Consider the following 23,700-nt stretch of genomic DNA (forward strand, 5'->3'; position numbering starts at 1 on the left):
CCCCGATGAGCCACCGGCCGGGCCGTCGCGCCCGCCGCGCGTCCGCCAGCCCGCTGTTCACCCCCCACGGCACCGACCGCGCCAGCCGCAAGGCCGCCCGCCGCCAGCTCGCCGAGGCCACCGCCAAAGCCCGCGCCGAAGCAGGCGCCCACCAAAACGACAGCCCGCCCGCCGAGCACCAGATGCCCGCCGCGCTCTACCCAGCGGGCGGACGCCCCGGGCCCGCCTCCGCGCGCGGGAACCAGCTGCGGCTGCCCGCCCACCGCATGACCACCGCGGTCGCGGCCGGCGCCTATCCCTTCCTCGCCGAAGGCGGCCTGGGCGCCGAGGGCATCTACATCGGCCGCGACGTCCACGCAGAAGCGTCGTTCGTCTTCGACCCGTTCGCTCTGTACGGCAAGGTCGAGGGATTCACCAACCCGAACCTGCTGCTCGCCGGCGTGATCGGCCAGGGCAAGAGCGCCCTCGCGAAGTCCTTCGCGCTACGGTCAGTCGCCTTCGGATACCGCGTCTACGTACCGTGCGACCCGAAGGGCGAGTGGACGCCGGTCGCCGAGGCCCTCGGCGGCCGGTCCGTCGCCCTCGGTCCCGGACTGCCCGGACGCCTGAACCCCCTGGACGCGGCCCCGCGCCCGGAGAGCGTGGCCGAGGCTGACTGGGTCGGCGAGATCCGCAAGCGGCGCCTGCTCCTGCTCAGCTCCCTCGCCCGCACCATCCTGGGCCGGGACCTGATGCCCATGGAGCACACCGCCCTGGACGTCGCCCTCGACGCCGTCGTCACCCGCGCCGCCGACACGCACCGCACCCCGCTCCTCGGCGACGTCGCCGCCGCCCTCAACAACCCCCACGAGCTCGACGAGGCCGCCGGGATGAAGTCGGGCCAACTCGGCGACGCAGCGCGAGACCTGGCCCACGCCATGCGGCGCCTGGTCCACGGCGACCTGGCCGGCATGTTCGACGCCCCCTCCACCGTCGCATTCGATCCGAACGCGCCGATGCTCACCATCGACCTGTCCCGCCTGGGCGGCTCCGGGGACGACACCGCCCTCGTCCTGGCGATGACCTGCGCGAGCGCCTGGATGGAATCCGCCCTCTCCGATCCCAGCGGCGGCCGGCGCTGGATCGTGTACGACGAGGCATGGCGCCTGATGCGGCACGTCGGCCTGCTCCAGCGCATGCAGGCCCAGTGGAAGCTCAGCCGCGGCCTCGGCATCGCCAACCTCATGGTCATCCACCGGCTGTCCGACCTGCTCACCGCTGGCGACGCCGGATCACAAGGCCGGGCCCTGGCCGAGGGACTCCTCGCCGACTGCAGCACCCGGATCATCTACCGCCAGGAGACCGACCAGCTCCACGCCGCGGCATCCCTGCTCGGTCTGACCTCCGTCGAGATGGACGCCATCGCGCACCTCAACCGAGGGCGTGGCCTGTGGAAAGTCGCAGGTCGGAGCTTCATCGTTCAGCACCTCCTGCACAGCCATGAACTGGCGCTCTTCGACACCGACGCCCGTATGCACTGAGGACCAAGAGGCCCGTGAAGCCCGACTTCCAACGCGACTTGATACCGAGCGACGAGGTGTTCCAGCTTATCGGCGCGCTCAATGCGATGAAGGACGAACTGCTCAACGCTGCCCAGCAGTGGGAGCTGCTGGACGAGAACGGACACGCACCGGCCACGCCTTCCTACACCGCGCTGCTCCAGCACGCCACCGACGCACAGGACCTCTCCCGCGATGTCCTCCGGCTCACTGCTAACTTCGCCCGGAGCCCACACCACACCACCCGCGCCGGCGGCACCGTTCTGAAGCATCTCGGCACGGCGGCGACCATGTCGAGCCACGCAGCCCCGCACTTCACCGAGTCTGCGGAGTGTGCCCTTGCCCTGCCCCGGTCTGTCAACCCGACCGACCGGCACTACCTCGCGAATCGCATGGTCATCGACCACGCCTCAGCCCGCGCCTTCCTGCGGCGCACCTCGGAATCCCTTCGTGACGCGGCCAAGGAACTCGACGACCACCTCGGCTTCCAACGCTTCCTCGCGACGCTCACCCGTCAGGAAGGCCCGCCGGCGCCTCCGCCAACTAGGCCGGGCGGTCGCCACCGCTGACCGCGCCTGCCCCGAAGCCCGATCCACCCACATCCCAAGGAATGCTCTGAACCGCCCCGCTCATTTCAGCGACGCCGACTGGGCTGAATACCAGCAGTGCCAGGCCGAGCACGACGACCTCATGGCGCAAGTCGCCGATCGTGCAGCCCAGCTGGAACACGACCTGATCGCCGCCTACGACGAGTACGAACTCGACTCCAGGCCGGTCCCGAAGCCAGAAGCCGACCTCGCTCGCCGAACGCCTCCGTCACACCGACGGGCGTCCCGCAGGGGAATCCGTGGCCGCTGACGAGGCGAACGCTACGGCCGCCCGCGCGACTCCGCTCGCGCCACTTCCCGACCACCGCGACGTGAACATACCGTGGTGGCAGGAGCTGTGGCGTCGCCACGCGCACATCACCACGCCGCTGCGAGCGCGCGGACTGCCCTGCGACATCGAGTTCGGCCTCAGCGCCTACATCGTGCGCGTCTCGCTCCCTGACAACAGCTACCTGATCATCAGTCCGCCGCAGGAACCGTCCTCCGACCACCCGCCCGGAGACCCCGAGGGCTGGATCGCGACCCGCGAGCACCCCGACGACCAGACGCTGTTCGAAGTCCTCTACGACTCCGCCCCCTCCGACAACCCCGGCGCTCGCCAGCACCCCGAAGCCCGCCACGGCGGCAGCGCCCAACCCCTGATCGACGCGATCGACCACCGCCTCGCCCAGCTCGGACTGCTACCGCACCCCGTTCTGCCCCACGAAAGCCCCCACGTGCACCCGCCCCAACTGACGCCACCGCCCCCGTCCCAGGACGCCCCCGGCACACCAGACCGTCGCCCCGCCTACGTCTACGGCGACGCGCTGCGCGAGCTGACCGACCGGCTCAACGGAGCCGAGTCGCACGCGGATGCCGCTGCCCTTTTGCATCAGATCCTGGAACCCACCGACGGCCTGCTGGCACAGCTCGGCGAGTTCTTTGAAGCAGCCGGCGAGAAAGCCAAGGAAGCCAAGGAGGACGACGGCTTCGACCTGTCCTACGACCTCGCCGACGCCGCTGCCGAGATCCGCAGCCTCGGAGAGGTCCTGCACGTGGCCGAGGACCGGATGCGGGCCCTCACCCCGCTCGCGCCCGCACCGCGGCTGCCCTCCACCCCGGCTCGTGCACCGTCCCTTCCGCCGCGAGCCCTCCCGTCAGCTCCGCCGCGGCACACGCGCTGACGGCGCACCGCCGCCTCCCTCCAGGGACACATGACCTCGCCCCGCACCGATCTGTCCGCCTTCGCCACCGGCCTCGCTGACCGCCTGCCGGGCATCTGGGCCAGCGATTATCAGCGCCACGCGCAGTACGCGGACCAGTTTCCCCGTACCGAGCAGCTCTGGGACGCCGGTCACGTCGACTACCGAACCGTCATCTGTCCAGCTCACCGACGCGCGTAACCCTCCCAATCGCCCTACCGTGAGGCATGAGCACTGATCGCCCCCGCCCGAAGCGCGCGACCCAGATCGCCATCGAATTCCTCACGCTCTGGGCAGAACGCGACCGGTCATTCGCGGCAGCCCACATCAGTACCACCCTCGGGCTCGCCGACGTTCCCGAGCCCGCACGGTCCGAAATCACCTCCGCCATCGCCGGCCTTCTCAACCTCAGCATGATGGCCGTCATGGAAGTCGGACAGCGCAGAGCCTTCGAAGCCGCCGAAGCGTCCGGTCGGCACAGGGATGACGTGTCGGTGGAAGAGCGCCTCGCTGCCACATCCGCGTACATCCAGGAGATGTCACTCGGGATGCCTGAAGACCCCGACGCAGTCGACCGCTCCTAGCGGCTACGACCTACAAGGGCTTCTGATAGACCTCAGGCATCGGGTGCCCCGTACCTTTGCTCCACTTGCGCCACTGGTGCCGCTGGGCGTTGTACTCCGTGTCAGCCTTGATGTCGCCGCCACGAGACTGGGCGCCGCACTCGCAACGCCAGTGCCAATTCATCTCGTTCTGGGACCAGTCGTACCCGGAGTCTGAGGCAGTCTCTGACTGCGCCGCAGCATCCTGGAGCGCACGCCGAATGATCAACGCCCCGGCCACGACCACTGCGGCCGCCGCGCGACCGGCCCACCTTGGAATCTCCATGCGCCGAACCGTAACGCCTCGCTGCTCTCTGCACGCAGAAGGCCCCGGAACTGGTCCGAGGCCTCCGCCTAATCACTCTTCGCCTGGCTGCCGGCGTGCGATGCGAGCCCGCCGCCTGCGGTCAACCTCGTCCAGCAAGTCGTAATAGGCCGCCGCCACTTTCCTGCACTCCCGCAACACGATCGGGACTTTCCTCAGCACCAGGACGAGCGCGCCCAGCCCGCAGCCGATCAGCACTGCCCAGTCGTACGTCCTGCACAAGGAGGGCGTCGAGGTGATCAGCCTCCTGCACGAGGACATCGGCCCGATCGTGAGCTGGTCCATCGACCCGCGCACCGCCTTCAACGACCACCCGGCGGCCTGGTCCTCCCTCGACTCCCCGCCCGCCATCCGGGCATCGCGCGGCAGGCAGCCCCAGAGCGCTCCTGCCGCAGCCCTGGCGAAGGCCGGCACCCAGCGCCCCGCCGCCCGACGCTAGTTCCCCCTCGTCTTCCCGGAGCCTTCTCTGCCCCCGTACAACACGCCCCTGATCAGCGTCGTCATCGCAAGCCGCCTGCGCGAAGACCGGCTGGACTACCTGACCGCCATGCACGCCAGCCTCACCCGGCAGTCCGTGCCGTGGGAGGCCGTGATCGCGCTCGACGGTGCTTCGCCCGACCGTCTGCCGACCCCGCTCGCGCAGGACCCGCGCGTTCGCACGCTGGCGGTGCCCCGTCCAGTCGGCGCCGCCTGCGCCAGGAACCTGGCCCTCGCTCACGTACGCACCCCGTACACCAACTGGGCCGACGACGATGACCTGTTCACAGACGATGCGATGGCCGTACGGCTGAACACCCTGGAGTCGACGAGAGTCGGCTGGTGCGCCGGCTGGAGCGAGGACCAGCACCCGGACGGTTCGACCACTCTGTGGCGCTGCCCCACGCCGCCCGGCCGGCACGAGGCCGGTGACGTGTGGACGTACTGGAAGTCGCCGACGGACACCATCCCCATCGGGCCGACCACCATCCTCGCCCGCACCGACCTCGTGCGCGCCGCGCCGATGGGCGGCCTCGTCCAGGGCGAGGACTACTGCGCGGCCCTCGGCGTCACCGCTCTCGCCCCCGGGATCCTGCTGCCCGTCCCCGTATACAGGTACCGCAAGTGGAACGGCCAGATGACGGCCCAGGTCGGATACGACCAGCTGGAGGCGGCGGCCCGCGAGCACGCCTGGGCGTACGGCCGCAGTCTGCGCGCCGTCCTGCGCGGTGGCGAGGACCTGGTCCATGGCTGAAGCGCAGATCATCCTGTCGCACAGCCGGGAGTCCGGGATCGTCGCCATCGCCTCGGGCGAGCAGTATCCGTGGGCGCACACCGCCCTCGCGGAGAGCGGCTTCCAGCGGGACGACGACGGCGTCTGGCACCTGCCCGCGGACGGCACCCAGACCACCGTGGTCGACCTGGTCACGTGCGCGAAGCGGCACCGCACCAGCGTGCACACGAGCAGCCGCCGGTTCATCGGCGACGCCGCCCGCGACCTCGCGCGCCTCCTGCCAGGCCAGTGGCACGCCTCGATCGAGATCTACTCGCACCCCGCCTGGCAGGAAGACCTGGTCCCCTGGATCTGGGACAGCGGCGAACTCGGCCGCGCCGTCCAGAGCGAGCGGATCCCCTACGCCGCGCTCCTCACCGACATGGTGCAGGGCACCACGCTGCTGTTCATCGAGCGTCCCGGCCGTCAACTCGACTACCTGGTGGGGGCCTTCTCACCCGAGGGGCTCGAAGGGGGTTACGGCGATCCCCACGCCCCGCGCAGCATCGTCCTGCCGTCTTTCCCCGGACGGGCTGCCCAGGCCCTCACCGACCGGTACCTCCCCGCCTATGAGCAGGCCGTCCACGCCCGCCAGACGGCGGCCATCGCCGCCGTGCTCGGGGACATCCGCTCCGAGCACGACACCTGGCAGGCCATGAACGCCTCCGGCCGCTACAGCGACGCCACCCCGCTGAGCGCCGCCGCCCTGGGCGCCGCGACGGAGTTGTCCCTCGACCACGCCTGGCGCCGTTTCCTGACCGTCGTCGACCACGCCCCGGCGCTGCTCGACCGGTGCCAACCCGCGAACAGCCCGTGGCCCGACGATGCCGCAGCCCTCTCCCGTCTGGCCGACGCCGTGATCGATGCCGAAGCCCTGCTCGACGAGATCGTCCACGGCGGTTCCGTGCCGGAGCAGGAGCGCCGAGCACGCGCCTGGCCGGCCATCGAGACGTGGCTCACCGACGGCCAACCGTTCTTGCGTCAGGCCCGCATCAGCGCACCCCACCGTCGCCCGGCCCTGCCCGTCACCGCGCCAGCCCGCCCCCTCGCCGCGGCCCGGCCCGCGCACCGCGGGCCCTGACCCTTCCGCCCCACGCCCCGAGGAGAACCCCGCCACCTTGCAACCCGGCACCCACTTCGCCTTCGGCGACCACGAGGAACACGGCTTCGTGGCCTCCTTCACCGCCAACCTGACCGCACACCTCGCCCACTGGTACCTGGAGCGCGAGCAGTTCGAGCCCGTTCCCGGAGAACCCGGCCTGTACCGGCTCAGCGAGCCCGAGCGCGACGGAGTCCGCCGCACCCGCCAAGCCGTCCACGACCTTCGCCGCCACGGCTACACCGTGCAGGCCGACATCCGCCTCGACCCGTCCCTCTCGGCCGGCCCGCCGCGCCCCGTCCGGCCCAACGGACTCCAGGAGCGCCGCAGCCGTCTCGCCCGGGCCGCCGCCGGCCGGACGACGCAGCGCTCCGCACCGCCCACCACCTCCCCGCCGGCGGCCCGGCCGATCCCGCCGAAGCCCTCGTACGCTCCGACCGTCCATTTGACAGCCGCGACCGGCGGGCGGTCTCGATGACACCCGCGAGCAGCCCGGCCCCCGACGGCCCCTTGCCGAGAGGTTCCGAACTGGCCAACGGGGCACGCGACTTCCGCTTGCGGATGGCGGTCATCGACAGCGAGACCGAGGCGACGCTCGACATGACACGCGACCGCTACGGCCGTACCGTCCACGCGGGCGCCGCGGCAGCCGCACGAGCCCACCGCGACAAGGCGGCGGTGGAGGCGTACGCCACTCACCTCGCCCCGCACGCCGAGGCTCTCCTCGATGCCGCCCGCCTCGTGCTCGACGAGCTGCCACCCGCCCGGCACCTGGCCGGGTGGCGGGCCGTCCTGGACGGCCTGGCTGCCTCCGCCGCCGAGATCCACCGGGCCTCGGCCGGCCGGCCGCCCCTGGCTCCCAGGCCGAACGCACTCAGCACGCGGCCTTGTGGCCGCACCTCACCGCTTGGGCGGACCACAGCTCTGTCGCCAGCAACCTCGCCGACCAGCGCGACGGCCAGCACCACAAGGCTTCGCTGACCGACGAGGAGCAGCAGATGTGGACCGAGAGGGCCCAGGCCGCGCAGCGGCGCGGCGAGCTGGAGCTGACCGAGTCGTGGTATGCCGCCGACGGGCAGTCGATCACCCTCGCTTACCTGGTCGAGGGCAACGACTCGACGGTGGTCGCGCTGCGCGGCGATCCGGGGGTACCGGGCTGGCAGGTGATCGGGCACTACGCCCACGAGTACGAGGCGGGCAAGGCCCTGCCCGCTCCGGTCCCGCCCGGCATCCTGCGCGCGGACGTCTCCCGGTTCAACCGGCCGGCACCGGCCCCGGAGGTGTCCCTGCAGGAACTCATCCGCGACGTCGTCGAAGGCCACACCGCCGGTGACGCATCGAACGCTCTCCTCGGAGCCGTCCAACGCGGCTACGTCGCCGGCCCGATGGCCCGCCTGCAGGAACTCCTGGAGACGAGCAGCCAGTTCGCCAGCGCCCTGGAGACCGTGCAGGGCCGCCAGATCGCCGCCCGCCTCGCAGCGCTGAGCCGGCAGATCGAGTTCCTCACCCGCGAAGTAGAAGAGGCGGCCGAAGACCTCGGCGCGACCGTCGCCGTCCTGCCCCCGCACCGCACCCCCGTGCTGCGCGCCCGCCCGCGCCCAGCCGTGGACACCACCCCGCCCACGCCACCACCCCGTGCCAGCACGACCGCCCGCCACCGCTAGACCCCGAGAAAGCACCCGTTGTCCGCGACCGCACCCCCGGCCCCGGCACCGCGCATCACCTACGGCGCGGTACTGGGAAGCCCGTACGTCGCCCGCCTCCTCGGCGGCACTCTCACCGGCCGACTCCCCAACGGCATGGCGCCCGTCGCCATCCTCCTGTGGGCCACCACGAGCGGCAGCAGCATCGCCTTCGGCGGACTGCTCAGCGCCCTGTACGGGCTGTCCTCCTCGGTGGTGCAGCCCGTCAAGGGACGCCTCATGGACCGCCACGGCCAGACGGCAGTGCATCTTCCGGCCGGCGTGCTCAACTCGGCTCTCCTGGTGGCCCTTCCGCTGACGGGACCGTACGGCGGACCGGGCCTCGCCACGGCCATCGTCGTCGCCGCCGGCCTGACCACCCCGTCCCTGGAGGCCGGGCTGCGGGCCCTGTGGCCCAGCGTGCTGCCCGAAGCCCGCCTGCGGCACGCCGCGCCCGCCCTCGACACCGGCACTCAGGGCCTGCTGTACATCGTCGGCCCCCTGCTCGTCGCCGCCCTCGCCTCCGCGCACCACCCCACCGTCGCGCTCACCGTCACCGCCGTCCTCGGCCTGGCCGGCACCACCGTGGTCGTACTCGCTCCGCCATCGCGGCGCTGGCGACCGACGCCGTCAGCCGACACCCGGCACGGTGCCGCTCGCCGGCTGAACAGCCCCGGCCTGGCGCTCCTGTTCGTCTCGCTCACCGGCATCGGGTTCGCGATCGGGGCCATGAACGTGTGGTCGATCGCCATGGCCGAGCACCACGAACACGACATGCTCTCGGGCATCATCCCCGCCGCGTTCTCCACCGGCAGCTTCCTGGGCGGCCTCGTCTACGGGAGCCGCACCTGGAGTCGGACCACCGCCGACCGACAGATCATCGCCAGCGCCGCGTTCCTCGCCGGATGGCTCCGCTGGCAACCCAGCCCGCGCCGTTCGCGGCCACCGCCGCCATCGCAGTGCCCGGAGCGTTCCTGACCGTCGTGGTCGCCCGCGCCTGCGTGACCACCGATGCCCTCGCACCGTCGGGCCGGACCAGCGAGGCGTATGCGTGGCTGATCCTCTCGATCGGCGTCGGGCAGTCCGCCGGTACCGCCCTGGCCGGACGCCTCGCCGAGCAGACGCTCGCCAGCGCGGCGCTCCCCGCCGCCGGCGCGGCCTTCGCCCTCGCCGTCCTTCTCGCCGCGCGCCGACAGCTCCGCCCCGCCGGACACCGGCCGCGCGGCCGACACCGCCGCCCACTCCGAGGCCGGCACAAGACGCCCTGATCTGGGCGCACCCCCACCTTCCAACCCCTTTTGAGGAGAACGAATTATGGCCGTGCGTACGCACTGGACCGTGGAGCACGCCTGCTCCCACAGCGTGGATCATGACCTGTCCAATCGCCCTGCCGACAAGCGGGCAGGCTTTGCCCGTTGGCTCGCGTCGAAGGACTGCACCAACTGCTGGAAGGCGGCGCGCGACGCCGACTCCGAGTCCAAGGACGAGTGGCTCGCGACCAAGCGTGCCGAGGAGCAGGAGGCAGCCGTCGCGTGGGCCAAGCAGTTCGACATGCCGCAGCTGGAGGGCCCGGAGAAGGCCCTGGACTGGGGCGAGCGCTCCCGCCACCAACTGATGACGGCCGCGCACACCGCGCTCGTCGTCGAGGGCACTTGGGACGAGGCGGACTGGGCGGAGCTGGAAGAGAAGGCCCGCTCCATCACCCGTGCCGGATGGTGGATCGACCAGCGCGACGCCGACGGCACTGACCTGCAAGAACTCCTCGACGCGGCCAGTGAGGCGGACCGCGGGACGGAGAACCCCTTCCGCTGACGGCGGGGCAACATAGCCGGGAAACGCCGGTTAGCCAAACCGGCGTTCCTCCGGACTATTGATGCTCCCACCCCGCCATCAATCGCGTGGAAGGAACTCATGTCCCAGCCCCCTCCCACCTCGGCGTTCGCGCCGACGACCGACCCGCTCACCCCCGACCGGGACATCACCCACGCCCACTTCCAGGCCGGTGACACCGTCGTCGTCCTGAAGGGGGTGGCCGGCGGAGAACTGTGGGGCGACGCGATGCGCGTCGTGGCCCCTTCCTGGCACACCCCGACCGACGAGGACGGGTGGCGGCTGCGTGATGCGACCGGCGGCGCCCAGTCCTACGTCACCGCCCACCCCCGCTACCTCGTGCACCTCTCACGCCGCTGCCCTGACTGCCTGATCTATCTGCGGGCCATGGAGGACACCCTCCTCACACGGTTCGCCGACCGCGACGAACTGATCGACTGCGGCTGGTACACCACCACCGCCCTAGGCCAGCTCGTGCACATCGCCGACATCCGGAACGGCCGGTGATCCCCCGCCTGCACGAGCGGACCCACCGGCCCCACGACCCCCTCGAAGAGGCGCTGGGGCGGCCGGTCTCACCGAACGAGGGCCCAACGGAGCACACGATCGTCGCCCACTGGCCCGGCCTGGATTACTTCACCCTGGACGACGAGCAGAGGATCTGGACGTCCGTCCAGTGGGCCGAGCACCTCGAAGACCCCTACCTGGAGCATCCGTTCGCCGCCAGCCCCGACGACGACCGGCGGGCGATCCTCCACCTAGACATCCGCCTTCACCCGGACGACCGGGAACTGACCGGACCGGAGTGGGCCGAGGTCGCTCAACGGCTGGCACGAGCCGCCGGCATCGAGATCCCCGGCAAGGAACATGGCTGCCGATGGATCGCTGTCCAGGCCCAGCCAGGGCGCCTCGATCTGATCGCCAACCTAATCCACCTCGACGGCGCGTGGCACGCTCCCCCCGCGGACAAACTGCGACGCCTGGCACAGGAGGCGCGTCGCATCGAACAGGACCTCCACCTGATCCCTGTCCGATCCGACCCCCCTTCGCGGCCTGCCGTCCGCGCGGCGCTCACGGCGTCGGCCCAGCTCGCGACCATCCTCAGGCAGCTCGCCGACGAACAGGCCGGCCCTCTGGCCGCGGTACGCGGACTCGTCGAGCACGCCTCGCACCGGATCGCCCGCCAGCCGGGAGCAGCCGGCACCGATACGGCACACCGCCTGGAGCTGATCGCCCGCCGCCTCTACGCCATCCAGCAGGACCTGGACACCACCGCAAACCGCCTGGTCCAGCCCCGCGCCGTCCCGGCACCGGACGCCGTCCGGCACAACGCCCACCGATCGCCGTAGGAGAAACGTCTCCTTGCCCCGCACCGACCGCTTCCTGGACATCCGCCGCGACCCGCACTCCGACGAACTCCTTGCCCGCGGCGGCGACTCCGAGGCACACAGCATCCTCCAGCGCGCGGGCTTCGTCGCCGTCGTCCGAGTCCATGAGACGTACCACCGCGCCCCGACCGGCCTAGCGGAGGACGACGAGTCCCGTCTCGCCACCGACGCCGTGGCCCGCCTGCGGGCGACCGGATACCACGTCGACTGCGACGCGGACTTCGACACCGACTCGCGTCCGGCCAGCTACCTGCCGCTGGGGCCCTCCGTTGCCCACGTCGCCGAGCGCCTTCGCGAGGCCGCCACTACGGACGAGGCGGCCGATGCACTGACTGAGCTGACCGCCGCCCACGACGGCGTCCTCTCCGCGCTCGAGGAAGTCCTCACCGCCACCGCCGACTTCCACGACGGGCTCGGCCAGGCGGCCGACCCCTACATCGCGCGGCGGCTGCGCTACCTCGCCGACGAGCACCTTCGCGTCATCCGTACCGACCTCTCCGAGACCCGCAACCAGCTCGCCGACCGGCATGCCCCGCACCCCGGCCGCAGCACCTGCACCGGGGAAGTCCCGTCAACCGAGCAAGAGCGCTCTGCCGTGTGCGCCTGCCCGCCACCGCCGCGCACCCTCCCGGCCCCGCCGCCCCCGATGGCCACCGGGCTGCGCCGCTGACCCCCACCTCGCCCAAGGACACCATGCACGACCACGACACCTCCGAGCGCCTCGCCTCGTACGCCGACGTTCTCGCCGGCGAACTCCCCGACAGTTGGACCAGCTCCCACCTGCCGGCCGACGCCAAGGACGACCTCGCCGAACTCGCCAACCGCATCTGGGACCTGGACCTGGTCGCCGCCTCTCTCGCCGAGCACCCCCTGCAGCAGGCCGCCGTCCTGAGCCGACAGGACGGTGCGCAGCTCGTCCTTCTGGACCGGCACGACGAGCGCGACGGCTTCCTCATCGCCGCCGTCGCCCCGCACGCCCTGCCCGACGAGGCGTTCCGCGCCGTTCCCGAGCCCAACGGCATCGCCCTGGCCGATGACCCGTTCCTGAGCGCCGAGCAGGTCGCCGACGACCTGCTCGCCCGATACGACAGCGCCCTCGCCCAGGTCCGCCGCAACGCCCTGTGCGGCATCCAGCCCTCCCAGCCGGACCGGGTCGTCCTGACCTGGCAGCCGGACGGCAGCATCGCTACTGCCCCCGCCAACGACCGCGCCAGCGCTGTCCTCATGGCCCACGGCTTCGTCCAGGACCCGCAGAGTGGCATCTACCTCCTGAGTTGTGACGACACCCAGACCCAGGCCCGCGCCCTGCGCGAGATCGGCCCGCGCCTCGACGCTCTCGGCATCGGCACCGCTCTGCGGCATTCCGCAGGCCGGACCGCGCCCACCGCCGCCATCGCTTCCGTACCGCCCGTCCCGGCCGGTCCTCGCACGCCGGCCACCCGGTCTCGGTGAAACAGACGGAGCCCGACTTCTGGGTGCTCGAGTACGTCACCATCACTAAGGACCCCCGAACTGACCTGGTCGTAGCCATCGGCGGCACCGACAAGGCCGCGGACATCCTCCAGCGAACCGGCGGCTTCCTCTCCGCTCCCGGACCGCGCGGGGACTATCACCGGCTTCCGCACGGCCTGCCCGTCGAGCAGCAGCGCCTGAAGGCGACTGCAGCCTCGCATGCCCTGCTCGGCGCCGGGCACAGCGTCCACCTCGACCCCACGCTGAACATGCTGGTCGCACCAGACGGTGAACGTGAGGCCGCCCTGCGCTACCTGGCGGGGCTCGCTGAGCAAGCCGCAGCCGCCACAACCAGCAGCGAGGTGGCCGAGGTCCTGACCGAAGTCGCTGCCCCCGTCCACGGGCTGCTGCCCCTCGCCAGAGAGGTCGTCGTCCGCGCCTGGATCGCCGCCCGCGACTTCCCAGGGGCCGCGCCCGCCGGGGAACCCGATCCCATCGCACGGCTCGGAAGCACCGCCACCTCCATGAGCGAGGCCGCGCGCGCCATCCTCCACGCCCGCAACCACGCCGCACGCCCTGCGCAGCGGCCGGCCACTACCTCACCACCGCCGAGCCGCGCGCAACCCGTGGAATCCCGCCGCCGCTGACCCCGGAGAACCACATGGCCAACCTGGCCGACGAGTACGGCACGGACGTCTGGATCTACATCAAGGCCCTGACGACCACCACCTGCTGGAACACCTCGGCCTGGAGCGCCACGCCCTCCCCACGGACGCGCCGCTCTACATCAGGCACACCGTGCCCGAACACCTCGACGCCGACGAACAGAACTGGCTGGCAACCCGCGCCATCCCCGCCCGGCTCCTGGCCGGGTACGAGGTCAACTGCACGCCCGACGTCTTCGACGAATCCGCCTACCGGCAGGCCGTACACGACCTGCGCTCCCGAGCGGGCCACCCTGCCGCACGGCAGCAGGCACCGGCCGGCTCCCCCTCGCCTGCAACCCCGGCCCGCCGCACCCCGTGAGGCGCCTGGGCGGTCCCGGCACCGCGCCGGGACCGTCCACCTCACTACCCGAGACCCGGAGAAACCCGTAGCAACCCACACACCCCCACCGATCAGCAACCGGCTCAAGCCCCGACTCGCCACGGCCCTCTTCCGCCGCTATCTGCGCGCCTGCATTCCGACCGGCCCCGACCACACCTCCCCGGTGGCTGGCGCCCGCCCGGAGGCCGCCCTCGCCGAGACACAGCGCGTCGGGCACCGCCACCACCACTGACCGTCCGCCGCCCCGGAGGAGCATGTCCCACCCCACCCCCTACCCGGTGAGACTGGCCGACGAGATCACCCGCCAGCTCGGCCAGCTCGCCGACCACCTCTCTCAGCTTCCCCCGCCCCAGGCCGCTCAGGTCATCGCCCGCGTGCTCGACCCGGATACCGGAGTCCTCGGCGGCGTCACCCACCTCGTCGCCACCGGCAGCGTGTTCGCTAAGGACCAGGCAGAGCGAGGCGCGCTCCCCGCAGAGGTGTGGCTCGCCCTGGGCCGTGCCTCGAACGAACTCGGCGACATCACCCTCGCCCTGGACGAACACAAAGACACCCTCCAGCGCGTCGGCGCCCAGCCCGCCACTACGGCGGCGAAGCCCCCGGCACCCGCACCGCTCGTCGTCCGGCGCCGCCGATGAAGAAGAAGCAGTGGCAGGGCTGGGGACCCGACGAGCAGGCCGAACAGCACTACCTCATCCAGCCCCGCGCCCTGGCCGGCGGCGGCGACGTCCGGCACGTCTCTGAGTTCCTGCGCGCCTCCGGCTGGCGGGACAAGTCCAAGACGGGCGGCCCCCTGCACATGGAGAGCCCGGATCGCACCGTCCGCATCGCCTACGACCCCTACGTCCTCCCCGGCGGGTGGACCATCCACGGCAGAGCCGACGGAGCGAACGGCGAGTGGTCCGCCCACCTGGGCCAGCAAACGCCAGTGGAGATCGTCGCCGGCCTGACCGATGCCCTCACCCGCCCCCGTTCCGCCCATGCCCCTAACGTCTGGGCCCCTCTGCAGGAGCAGAGATGGCACACGCGCTTCGAGGGCCAGGACTACATGGCGACGAGCCCCGACTGCACCGCGTGGGTGCAGTACCGGCAAAGCCCCGACGGGGCGGCGATGTGGTGGACCGGAGCGCAGGACAAGCAGGGCAACGGCTGGACGGCCAACTTCACGCCGAACACCCCGATGCACCTGGTGCAAGCCTTCTCCACGGAACTCGCCAGCCCAGACCCCGTGATGCGCCCACGCGGACGCGTGCCGATGAGCACGCAGATCCGTACCTGGTCGGTGTCCGTGAAGCCCTCCCAGCTCAGTGCGTGGCAGCAGGCCCGCATCACGGCCGCCCGCGCCGCCACCTGGGCCCGCAACAGCGCCCGCAGCACCAGGCCGCGCACCAGCGCCCGCCCCTACACCCCGGCCGGCGGCACACGCACCCGCCGCTGACCGCAATAGCCCGCCCCGAGGAGCCCGATGCCCGCACTCACCCCGGACACCATCCGCACCCTGACCGAAACGCTCGCGGACCTCACCGACTACCTGCGCGAGAACCCCGACCCCGCAGAAGCCCTCGCCCTCGTCGAGCCCCTCCTCGACGAGTACACGGGCCTACCCGTCCAGTTCGCCGACACGCTGCGCGCCCTCGCCCGCGCCGTTCAGGAGAGCCCTAACGCGCCGCGCACGGCGCAGGGCGACCTGCTGATCGCCGAGCTGCGCACGGCCGCGTGGGAACTGGCCGACCAGCACACCCTCCACTACGTGCTGGACGATCTCCGTGACCTGTACGGCAGTTCGCCGACGAGCGAGCAGGGGTGCTGCTGGTGCCGCTGAGCGAACGGCAGCTCGCCGCCTTCGCCGACAAGCACGCCGTGCAGATCCCTTACGACACCAGCCCCCGCCACCTCGCCGGCCCCGGAGACGCCCGCCACGTCACCCACGGCCTGGCCGCCGCCGGATGGAACGCCGTCTCCGACCCCCTGAGCGCCGAAATCATCCTGGCAAGCCCTGACCTTCGCCACCGGCTCCAGTTCGACCCGCAGTCCCGCACCTCGGCGTGGTGGCGGCTACGGGCGGAGCCCGTCGGCACCGAGCCCGGCTGGTACGCCGAGTTCGGCGAACTCGTGCCCGCCGAGGTCCTCGCCGCCTTCACCGACGCCGTCACCGCCCCGCCGCCACAGCAGCCGGACCCGTGGCAGCAGGTGACCTCGGCAGGATGGCACCACGAGCCAGACGGCGCGCGCTCGCCGGACTCCATGTGCCACATCGAACTGCGGCCGTTGAGCGAATTCCACGACCGGTCGTCCTGGCACATCGAGGCCCGCGAGCCCGGCCACGGGGAGTTTTCCGGCCCGCGCATCTGGCACGCCTACCTCGACGAGCACACCCCCGCTCACCTGGTCAGCGCGTTCCTCACCGCGCTGACCGACCGCAGCCCGCTCCAGCGCGGCATGTTCGAACGCACCGGCCACTACAGCGCCGTACAGGAGCCCAGCCCGCTGCGCCCGCAGCAGGTGGTCGACGCCCACGCCACGCGCATCAAGCATCTGCGCGCCCAGGCACGCTCAGCCCGCCGCCAGCAGACGAAACCCGCGACGATCCCGGCGCACGCCAGTACCGCGCAGCCGACCGCTCGCCGCTGACCTGACAGGACCCCTCCCCATCTCCCGAGACCACCACGCACACCGCGACTTCCTGCGCCACCTTGACCACTACGTGCGGGACAGCCAGAAGATCCTCGACGCCTGGGACGCCTACTCCGACGAGCACACCGGCCTCGACGGCTGGCCCTACGACGACCACGCCTACGGCATGCGCAAGAGCCAGCGCGATGCCGACACCGCCGAGGCGTTCGAGCCGCTCCGCTACGGCGCCCGGCACCTGCTGGCGAGCGCCGACACACAGCTGGCCCAACTGCCGGAGAACACGGTGATGAGCCGCTGGGTATACCAGCTGGGCGTCCTGCACACGGCCCTCGACCGTCTTGACGAACTGCACGAGCAATGGCTGCTCACCCGCGACGCCCTGCCCGCCACCGCCAAGCCCGGCACCGCCGAATTCGACGACGCCCTCGCCGAACATCACGCCGAATCCTGGAGCTACCTCGACGACTGGGCCACCCACGGCAAAGCGCTCCGGGAGATCAACACCGCAGCCCGCAAGGCCCCCTCATCCCTGGTTCCCATGCCTGCCCTCGCACCCGTGCGACGAACCGCGGCACGGAAGTGACTAGGGCCCCGACTCCCGAGACCGTCGAGGTCGACTTCATCACGCCGCGCCGCCTCGCCGGCGGTGGTGACCCCGCCTGGATCACTGTTCCCTCCACCGTGCCTGCGGATGGAGCCACGGCAACGACCCCCTGATGCCACGCGTCCTGCTCTCCAGCCCCGACCAGAAGGCCCTCCTGCGCCTGGAGCCCGACCCCGACGACCAGTGGTGACCCTGCACCACGTCGCCGAGCCGGACCGGCCCGCCTGGTACGCCAGCTTCGGCGCCCGCACGGCCGTCAAACTGATCGCCGCCTTCACCGACGCCCTCACCGACCCGGCCCCAGCCGCTGACGCGCCTTGCGACCACCCGTACGGAGCGCTCCGGGCAGGCCGGCTGGTCACCGTACGGTGACAACGGCCTTGCTTCCCCCGACAAGACGGCGTACGTCGAGCGGCTGCGAACACCGGCTGATCCGGAAGCCTGGTTCGTCACGGTCACCCTCGGCATGCACCAGACGGTCTGGCAGGCCCGCTTCGGTGCGCACACTCCGCCACACCTTGTCGCCGCGCTCGGCGATCCGAAGCCCGTGCACCGCACCGACAGCGGGCGCAGTCTGCCGACCCTCGACCCGAACGTCGTCATCCGCCGGACGACCGACGTGCTCGCCGTGTACGTCGCCGGCGCGCTGGAAGACCGCGTTCACTCGCTCCCGCCCGACACACCACCACGCCGACGGCCTCGATCCCCTCACGGCCAGCGCCGCCCAGGCACGGCCGCAGCCGCTACCCCTCCCTCCCCGCCCGGAAGCACATAGCCCTTGCCCCCTTCCTCCTCCAGCAGCAACACCGACGGATACGACCTCTTCCTGCGCCTCCTCCTTGGGGTGCTCGCCGTCGTCGTCCCCCTGTCCCACCTGGCCTGGCTGTCCGGCAACATCACCGCCTACCTCACCGGCACCAGCTGGGCCCCCTACCAGCCGACCAACGCCCTGCTCCGCCCCGAGCAGGTCTGGTCCGACGCAGGAGAAACGTCCCTGCTGATCGGTGCCCGCATCGTCCCCGTTCTCCTGCTCCTCGCTCTCGGGGCAGGGGCTGGCGTCCTGTGGGCCCGGCACAACAACCGAAGCGGCAGCCGGAAGAAGATCACCGACATGGCCAAGGCCCGGGACATCGAGCCGCTGATGGCCAAGGCGATCACCGACAAAGCCCGCTCCCTGCGCCCCAGCCTGAAGGACAGCAAGCACATCGACGCGAAGGACACCGGCATCCTTCTCGGCAACCTGCAGGGCAGCCGCCACGAGGTACGGATGGGGTTCGAGGACGTCGCCGTCGCGATCATGGCGCCCCGGTCCGGCAAGACCACCTCGCTCGCCATCCCGTCCATGCTCGGCGCACCCGGCCCGGTCCTGCTGACGTCGAACAAGGCTGCCGGCGACGCCTTCACCACCGCCTACGAGGCAAGGGCCCGGGTGGGGGCGGTGTGGACCATGGATCCACAGCAGATCGCGCATGCCGCCCGCGAGATGTGGTGGAACCCTCTCGCCAGCGCGACCACCTTGGACGGGGCGAACCGTCTGGCCGGACACTTCCTCGCGGCCTCGGTGGACGCCTCCCAGCAGGGCGACTTCTGGTCGAAGGCCGGCAGCAACATCTTGTCCCAGCTGCTCTTGGCCGCGGCACTCGACGAGCGGCCCATCACCGACATCATGCAGTGGCTCGCCTTCCCCGCCGACCGCACTCCGCTGGACATCCTGCGCGACCACGACTTCGCCGCCGTCGCCGCTCAGCTCAAGGGCACCATCGAAGGCCCCCCGGAAACGAGGGACGGTATCTACGAGACAGCCCGGCAATACGCCTCCGCGCTCCTGAACGCGGAAATCGCTGGGTGGGTGACGCCGCAGAAGGACGTCCCGGAATTCCGGCCGGAGCAGTTCGTCACGTCCACCGACACGCTGTTCCTACTCAGCAAGGACGGTGGCGGCGGAGCCTCGGCGCTGATCGCCGCGTGCGCGGACTCGGTGATGCGGGCCGCGACCGCGCAGGCCGAACGTGCCGGCGGACGCCTGGATCCGCCCATGCTGGCGATCCTCGACGAGGCCGCCAACGTGTGCAAGATCAGCGACTTGCCAGACCTGTACTCCCACCTCGGCAGCCGCGGGATCATCCCGATCACGATCCTGCAGTCCTACCGCCAGGGCCAGAAGGTCTGGGGAGACGCGGGCATGGACGCCATGTGGTCCGCCTCGACTGTCAAGGTGATCGGCAGCGGTATTGACGACCCGGACTTCGCGGACAAGCTCAGCCGCCTGATCGGTGACCACGACGTGGAGACCACGTCCACCTCGCACTCAGAGTCCGGAAAGAGCACGTCGGTGTCGATGCGGCAGGAGCGGATCTTGCCCGCCGACGCGATCCGAGCCCTGCCCAAGGGAACCGCGCTCTGCTTCGCCACCGGCATGCGCGCCGCCATGCTCGACCTTCGGCCGTGGTACCGGGAGCCCGGCGCGGAGGAGCTGTCCGCGGCGTCCGCCCGCGCCTCGCAGGCGATCACCGCCCGCGCCGTGGCGAAGCACGCGCCGACACAGTCCGACTTGGGGCTGGCCACGTGATACTCGACCTCTTCGCGGGGCCGGGCGGCTGGAGCAGGGCACTGCACGTCCTCGGCGTGCGCGACATCGGGCTGGAATGGGACGAGTGGGCGTGCAAGACCCGGGCTGCGGCTGGGCAGTTGACGATCCGCACCGACGTGGCAATGTATCCGACCTGGCCCTTCATCGGCCGCACCCGCGGAATGATCGCTTCCCCTCCGTGCCAGGCGTGGAGCATGGCCGGCAAACGCCTCGGCCTGCTCGACCAGCCGCTGGTGCACGCGGCGGTCGAGGACCTGGCCGCCGGACGCGACTCCCGCGAACGCCTCCTCGCCGCATGCCGTGACGAGCGCTCCCTGCTCGCAGCCGAGCCGATGCGCTATCTGTACGCCCTGAACACGGTCGGCGAGCCCGACTGGGTCGCCATGGAGGAAGTGCCGCACGTCCTGCCCTTGTGGAAGCAGTACGCGGCCGTCCTGCGCGGGTGGGGGTTCTCCGTCTGGTACGGGATCCTCAACGCGGCCGACTTCGGCGTCCCGCAGACCAGGAAGCGGGCGATACTCCTGGCCTCCCGCGTCCGTACGGCGCAGCCTCCTACCCCCACGCACTCCCAATTCGCCGAACCGGAGTCGCTGTTCGGTCCGGGCCGCGCCCGCTGGGTCAGCATGGCCGAGGCCCTGGGATGGGGCGCAACCGACCGGCCCGTCCCCACCGTCTGCGCGGGCGGTGGACCCGGCGGCGGACCCGAACCGTTCCCCTCGGGCTCCCGCAAGACGCTGTCCGACGCCCGTGAGCGCGGCACCTGGATGCCCCGGCCGGACGGAGTGGTCCTGCAGTCCCGTCGTGAAGGCGCCGGATGGGCGGCCCGGCACGGCACCCGCGAGAACCGGGCCGCCGACGCTCCGACGCCGACGTTCACCGCTGAGGCCCACCGCTGGTCCTGGTCCCTGCGCAGCAACAACCAGGCAAACGCCACCGTCCGTCCACTGTCCGAGCCGGCCGGCACGCTGTTCTTCGGGCACCGCGCGAACGAGTGCACTTGGATCGCCGAGCCCGCCTCACCGCCGGCCATGGATGTCGACGCGCCAGCGGTTCCCGAGCCGATCCGGATCACCGCCCGCGAGGCAGGCATCCTGCAGACCTTCCCCGCCGACTATCCCTGGGCCGGCAACAAGGGCCAGCAGTTCTCCCAGATCGGCAACGCCGTGCCCCCGCTGCTCGCCGGCCACCTCCTCGCCCCACACCTCGGCGTCACCCTCCACCCCGACGACTTCACCCTCGCCGTCTGATGCCCCACGCCCCCGAACCCGACGAAGACGACCTCGACGCCATCGCACCGCCCCAGCCGGTGTTCCACGTGGAGCAGGCCCTGCTCGGGGCCCTCCTCCTCGATCCGCACCGTCTCAGCAACGTGACCGGCATCGCCGCCGACTCGTTCTCCACCGCCGCGCACGCCACCTTGTACGCCGCGATCACCTCCCTGCCGCCGCCCGACCCCGCCGAGCACGCGAAGAACACCAAGTGGCTCGACCGCGTGCTCGCCACAGGCCGGGAGCAGGCGCGCGGACTCACCGCCTCCTACCTGCACACCCTCGTCCAGGTCTGCCCCTGGCCCAGCCACGCCCCCGCCTACGCCCGGATGGTCGAGGCCGAGCACGCCCGCCGCCGCCTGCTGACGGCCGCCGAACGCCTCGTCCACACCGTCCACGACGTCTCCCTCCCGCACCCCGTCCAGACGGTTCTCGCCGAGGCCGATGCGCTCGCCGCGGTAGTGGACGACATCGCCAACCGCTTCCCGCCACGCGCAGGCGTACTGCCCCGCACCACGGCACCGCCGCCGCCCGCCGCCCCCGACCCCGCAGAGGCCGTCGAGGAGGAGCAGATACTGCTCGCCACCGCCACGGCCTACCCCTCCGACATCGAAGCCATCCGGTGGCTGCTCCCCGACGACCTCACCCTGCCACTGCACGCCGGCCTGTGGCAGTGCCTGACCGCCCTGGCCCGCCGCCGCGAGCCCGTCGACCCCGTCACGGTTCTGTGGGAAGCCCAGCAGCGCGGCCTGCTGGACGACGGCAGTGAACCAGGCGAGATCCTCCGCCTGCTGGCCGAACCGGCCGGTTCCGTCGAGCACTGGGGCGAGCGCGCCCTGCAGCGCTCTCTCCTAGCCACGGCTGAGCGCACTGGTCGGCTGATCGAGGCGTACGCAGGTGACCCGGCGAACACCCCGTTCCAGCTCGTCGTCGGCGCCCGCCGTGCCCTCGCCGACATCGCCGCCGTCCGCACCCGCTGGCAGCACGCCACCGGAGCCACCCCGACACAGCGGCGGCGACCGGCGCCCACCACCCGCGCCGGCCCGCCGACCACCACGGTCGCGCACGTCACCCGGTCCACACGAGCAACCCGATAGCCCCCCGCGTACACCGGTGGCCGGACCCCAAGGCCCGGGCACCGGCAGAAGAGACGAGACCCCCACATGACTCCCGCCATCGACGCCCACGTCCGCCTCGACACCCACCCCACTCACCCGAGCGCCGTGCAGGCCGTCCTAACCGGCAGCCAGGCCCACGTCGCTCTCATGGCTCTGGAGGCTGCCGACTGGAGCGCCGCCGCCGACAACATCCTGGTCCTGGCCCGCATCGATCACGAGGAGCCCTACTGGGCCGCTGACGCCGCCAAGCACCTGATCGCCGAAGGCATCACCGTCGAGATCACCCCTCGGCTCCAGGAGGCCATCGACGAGGAATGGACCTGGGCGAACTACCCGATGCCCTGGTGCACCCGGAGCGAAATCCGCGAGGTCTCCAACCAGGCGCAGAAGATCCACGACGACATCCGCCACGGCCAGCTCCTCATCCACGCCCACGCCCACGACGGCCACACCACCGTCGCGGTCGGCACATACCTCCACCCAGGCGGCAAGTGCGTTTACCTGCACGGCGAGGACCACCTGCGCCAGGTCGCCGACACCTTCGACTCACCCGCCCAGGCCCTCCTCGCCTTCGAGAAGGCCCACGCAGCCGAGATGCGCCCCGGCCCAGCACCCCTGACCGACACCGAACGCGCCGCCATCGAAGCCCGTTCCGTCTTCGACGTCACCACAACCAAGCCCGAACCCTCACGTCCGGAGCCGGAGACCGTCCCCGTCTACCTGGCCGATGCCGGCGACCACGACGCCCTCCTCGACACCTTCCTCGACACACACGGCGAGTTCGGGAAGTGGCGGACCTGGTCGGATGACACGACGCACGCCATCCACGAGTCGCAGACCCTGCGTATCGAGCGCGTCCACGAAACCCCCGCCCACGAGACCGCATGGACCGTAGCCGCCTACGAGACACCCGTCTCCGACCGCATGTGGGTCCTCACCGCGACCGGCGCCACCCCCGCCCCGGTGCTGCAGGATCTGCTGATCCACCTCGCCAACGGCGACGGCTGGGACACGGTCATCGGCGCCCCGGTGGACGAGAAGATGGTCACCTCGGCCACCCAGCCGCTCTCCGACGCCGGATGGAAGCACACCGTGGACAGGCGATGGATCCGCTGGACGGCCCCCGACGGGGACGCGGGCGTCCAGTTCGACGCCTTCGCCGCACAACACGCGAGTCGGCCACCTGGACCATCTGGGCCGGCCCTGGTCCGGACCGGCCCACCTGGGCCATCAGCGCGTCCCCGTACACCCCGAGTTCACTGCTGGCGGGTCTCTCTGGGTCCCTCGCCCATGAGACCGGCACGCGCCAGGCCCAGCTGGGCCCCGAGCACAGGACCCGCCTCGCCGCCAGTGCGCCGGCGGCTCCGGCGGTCACGGCCGGCCGATCCGCCAGCCGTTCACGCTGATCATCGGCCCACACGAGGCGGGGCAACATTGCGCGGGATCGCCGGTTGGCCAAACCGGCGATCCCGCGCACCATAGATA

The 23,700-nt window shown here is 71.5% G+C and carries 30 protein-coding genes and 2 pseudogenes; 30 read left to right on the plus strand and 2 right to left on the minus strand.

What is annotated here, in order from left to right:
* Positions 1-5 precede the first annotated feature (5 nt).
* Together DN051_RS07570 and DN051_RS07575 are read left to right on the plus strand one after the other, a co-directional pair.
* On the plus strand, positions 6-1,520 hold the full coding sequence (locus DN051_RS07570; RefSeq protein WP_112438333.1) for a VirB4 family type IV secretion system protein: 1,515 nt from the start codon (positions 6-8) through the stop codon (positions 1,518-1,520).
* Positions 1,521-1,534: 14 nt separating this feature from the next.
* Positions 1,535-2,107 (plus strand): hypothetical protein, encoded by a 573-nt coding sequence (locus DN051_RS07575; RefSeq protein ID WP_199314900.1) that lies wholly within the window; start codon positions 1,535-1,537, stop codon positions 2,105-2,107.
* On the opposite strand, the gene DN051_RS07580 is transcribed toward DN051_RS07575, so the two are convergent.
* Entirely contained in the window at positions 2,082-2,267 is a 186-nt protein-coding gene (locus DN051_RS07580) for a hypothetical protein (RefSeq protein WP_112438334.1), read from the minus strand. The genes DN051_RS07575 and DN051_RS07580 overlap by 26 nt on opposite strands.
* Positions 2,268-2,457: 190 nt before the next feature.
* Here DN051_RS07580 and DN051_RS07585 point away from each other — a divergent pair, with 190 nt between their 5' ends.
* The 3 genes from DN051_RS07585 to DN051_RS07595 are packed head-to-tail and all read left to right on the plus strand — an operon-like array spanning position 2,458 to position 3,911.
* Positions 2,458-3,309 (plus strand): hypothetical protein, encoded by an 852-nt coding sequence (locus tag DN051_RS07585; RefSeq protein ID WP_425471740.1) that lies wholly within the window; start codon positions 2,458-2,460, stop codon positions 3,307-3,309.
* A gap of 30 nt (positions 3,310-3,339) precedes the next feature.
* The gene (locus tag DN051_RS07590; RefSeq protein WP_112438336.1) at positions 3,340-3,528 is read left to right on the plus strand and encodes a hypothetical protein; all 189 of its coding nucleotides are present in this window, start codon (positions 3,340-3,342) and stop codon (positions 3,526-3,528) included.
* Positions 3,529-3,554: 26 nt separating this feature from the next.
* Positions 3,555-3,911, plus strand: coding sequence for a hypothetical protein (locus DN051_RS07595; RefSeq protein WP_112438337.1), 357 nt, complete (start codon positions 3,555-3,557; stop codon positions 3,909-3,911).
* A 376-nt stretch (positions 3,912-4,287) separates the two neighbouring features.
* Here DN051_RS07595 and DN051_RS44970 read toward each other — a convergent pair whose 3' ends face one another.
* A complete protein-coding gene (locus tag DN051_RS44970; protein WP_162624882.1) occupies positions 4,288-4,452 on the minus strand; it encodes a hypothetical protein in 165 nt (54 codons plus the stop codon).
* A 37-nt stretch (positions 4,453-4,489) separates the two neighbouring features.
* Between DN051_RS44970 and DN051_RS07605 the strand changes: the two genes are divergently transcribed.
* The 25 genes and pseudogenes from DN051_RS07605 (at position 4,490) to DN051_RS47770 (ending at position 23,621) form a co-directional block, all read left to right on the plus strand.
* Positions 4,490-4,693, plus strand: a complete 204-nt coding sequence (locus tag DN051_RS07605; protein WP_246040964.1) for a hypothetical protein — start codon at positions 4,490-4,492, stop codon at positions 4,691-4,693.
* Positions 4,694-4,801: 108 nt separating this feature from the next.
* Positions 4,802-5,485 (plus strand): glycosyltransferase family 2 protein, encoded by a 684-nt coding sequence (locus DN051_RS07610; protein WP_246040967.1) that lies wholly within the window; start codon positions 4,802-4,804, stop codon positions 5,483-5,485.
* On the plus strand, positions 5,478-6,584 hold the full coding sequence (locus DN051_RS07615; RefSeq protein WP_112438340.1) for a hypothetical protein: 1,107 nt from the start codon (positions 5,478-5,480) through the stop codon (positions 6,582-6,584). The genes DN051_RS07610 and DN051_RS07615 overlap by 8 nt, the downstream gene beginning before the upstream one ends.
* A 37-nt stretch (positions 6,585-6,621) precedes the next feature.
* Complete coding sequence (locus tag DN051_RS07620) at positions 6,622-7,080, plus strand: hypothetical protein (protein WP_112438341.1); 459 nt, start codon at positions 6,622-6,624, stop codon at positions 7,078-7,080.
* Positions 7,077-8,266: pseudogene (locus tag DN051_RS07625) on the plus strand (hypothetical protein). The gene DN051_RS07620 and the pseudogene DN051_RS07625 overlap by 4 nt, the downstream one beginning before the upstream one ends.
* Positions 8,267-8,284: 18 nt before the next feature.
* On the plus strand, positions 8,285-9,262 hold the full coding sequence (locus DN051_RS07630; protein ID WP_112438342.1) for an MFS transporter: 978 nt from the start codon (positions 8,285-8,287) through the stop codon (positions 9,260-9,262).
* Positions 9,244-9,552 carry a hypothetical protein gene (locus DN051_RS07635; protein ID WP_162624883.1) on the plus strand — a complete coding sequence of 103 codons (309 nt, stop codon included), beginning with the start codon at positions 9,244-9,246 and terminating at the stop codon, positions 9,550-9,552. Before DN051_RS07630 ends, DN051_RS07635 begins: the two co-directional genes overlap by 19 nt.
* A 46-nt stretch (positions 9,553-9,598) precedes the next feature.
* Entirely contained in the window at positions 9,599-10,096 is a 498-nt protein-coding gene (locus DN051_RS07640; RefSeq protein WP_199314901.1) for a hypothetical protein, read from the plus strand.
* Positions 10,097-10,195: 99 nt separating this feature from the next.
* Complete coding sequence (locus tag DN051_RS07645) at positions 10,196-10,621, plus strand: hypothetical protein (RefSeq protein WP_112438344.1); 426 nt, start codon at positions 10,196-10,198, stop codon at positions 10,619-10,621.
* Positions 10,618-11,463 carry a relaxase/mobilization nuclease gene (locus DN051_RS07650; protein ID WP_112438345.1) on the plus strand — a complete coding sequence of 282 codons (846 nt, stop codon included), beginning with the start codon at positions 10,618-10,620 and terminating at the stop codon, positions 11,461-11,463. Before DN051_RS07645 ends, DN051_RS07650 begins: the two co-directional genes overlap by 4 nt.
* A gap of 13 nt (positions 11,464-11,476) precedes the next feature.
* Positions 11,477-12,172 (plus strand): hypothetical protein, encoded by a 696-nt coding sequence (locus DN051_RS07655; protein WP_162624884.1) that lies wholly within the window; start codon positions 11,477-11,479, stop codon positions 12,170-12,172.
* A 23-nt stretch (positions 12,173-12,195) separates the two neighbouring features.
* Positions 12,196-12,954, plus strand: a complete 759-nt coding sequence (locus DN051_RS07660) for a hypothetical protein (protein WP_112442150.1) — start codon at positions 12,196-12,198, stop codon at positions 12,952-12,954.
* Positions 12,951-13,601, plus strand: coding sequence for a hypothetical protein (locus DN051_RS07665; protein WP_112438346.1), 651 nt, complete (start codon positions 12,951-12,953; stop codon positions 13,599-13,601). The genes DN051_RS07660 and DN051_RS07665 overlap by 4 nt, the downstream gene beginning before the upstream one ends.
* Before the next feature lie 151 nt (positions 13,602-13,752).
* Complete coding sequence (locus DN051_RS46415) at positions 13,753-13,980, plus strand: hypothetical protein (protein WP_246040969.1); 228 nt, start codon at positions 13,753-13,755, stop codon at positions 13,978-13,980.
* A gap of 275 nt (positions 13,981-14,255) precedes the next feature.
* Positions 14,256-14,639, plus strand: a complete 384-nt coding sequence (locus tag DN051_RS07675; protein ID WP_112438347.1) for a hypothetical protein — start codon at positions 14,256-14,258, stop codon at positions 14,637-14,639.
* Entirely contained in the window at positions 14,636-15,439 is an 804-nt protein-coding gene (locus DN051_RS07680) for an SPDY domain-containing protein (RefSeq protein WP_112438348.1), read from the plus strand. The genes DN051_RS07675 and DN051_RS07680 overlap by 4 nt, the downstream gene beginning before the upstream one ends.
* Before the next feature lie 27 nt (positions 15,440-15,466).
* Positions 15,467-15,823, plus strand: coding sequence for a hypothetical protein (locus DN051_RS07685; RefSeq protein WP_112438349.1), 357 nt, complete (start codon positions 15,467-15,469; stop codon positions 15,821-15,823).
* Positions 15,814-16,632, plus strand: coding sequence for an SPDY domain-containing protein (locus tag DN051_RS07690; RefSeq protein WP_112442154.1), 819 nt, complete (start codon positions 15,814-15,816; stop codon positions 16,630-16,632). Before DN051_RS07685 ends, DN051_RS07690 begins: the two co-directional genes overlap by 10 nt.
* A 73-nt stretch (positions 16,633-16,705) precedes the next feature.
* On the plus strand, positions 16,706-17,218 hold the full coding sequence (locus DN051_RS07695; RefSeq protein WP_199314902.1) for a hypothetical protein: 513 nt from the start codon (positions 16,706-16,708) through the stop codon (positions 17,216-17,218).
* A gap of 207 nt (positions 17,219-17,425) precedes the next feature.
* Positions 17,426-17,611: an SPDY domain-containing protein gene (locus DN051_RS46420; protein ID WP_246040973.1), complete on the plus strand. Its 186-nt coding sequence runs from the start codon at positions 17,426-17,428 to the stop codon at positions 17,609-17,611.
* A 43-nt stretch (positions 17,612-17,654) separates the two neighbouring features.
* The gene (locus DN051_RS46425; protein WP_246041197.1) at positions 17,655-18,014 is read left to right on the plus strand and encodes an SPDY domain-containing protein; all 360 of its coding nucleotides are present in this window, start codon (positions 17,655-17,657) and stop codon (positions 18,012-18,014) included.
* Positions 18,015-18,017: 3 nt separating this feature from the next.
* Positions 18,018-19,808, plus strand: coding sequence for a type IV secretory system conjugative DNA transfer family protein (locus DN051_RS07705; RefSeq protein WP_112438351.1), 1,791 nt, complete (start codon positions 18,018-18,020; stop codon positions 19,806-19,808).
* Entirely contained in the window at positions 19,805-21,076 is a 1,272-nt protein-coding gene (locus tag DN051_RS07710; RefSeq protein ID WP_112438352.1) for a DNA cytosine methyltransferase, read from the plus strand. The genes DN051_RS07705 and DN051_RS07710 overlap by 4 nt, the downstream gene beginning before the upstream one ends.
* The gene (locus DN051_RS07715) at positions 21,076-22,194 is read left to right on the plus strand and encodes a DnaB-like helicase N-terminal domain-containing protein (RefSeq protein ID WP_112438353.1); all 1,119 of its coding nucleotides are present in this window, start codon (positions 21,076-21,078) and stop codon (positions 22,192-22,194) included. The genes DN051_RS07710 and DN051_RS07715 overlap by 1 nt, the downstream gene beginning before the upstream one ends.
* A gap of 66 nt (positions 22,195-22,260) precedes the next feature.
* Positions 22,261-23,621: pseudogene (locus DN051_RS47770) on the plus strand (SPDY domain-containing protein).
* Positions 23,622-23,700: the final 79 nt, after the last annotated feature.

This window comes from Streptomyces cadmiisoli (assembly GCF_003261055.1).
GTDB classification, from domain to species: Bacteria; Actinomycetota; Actinomycetes; order Streptomycetales; family Streptomycetaceae; genus Streptomyces; species Streptomyces cadmiisoli.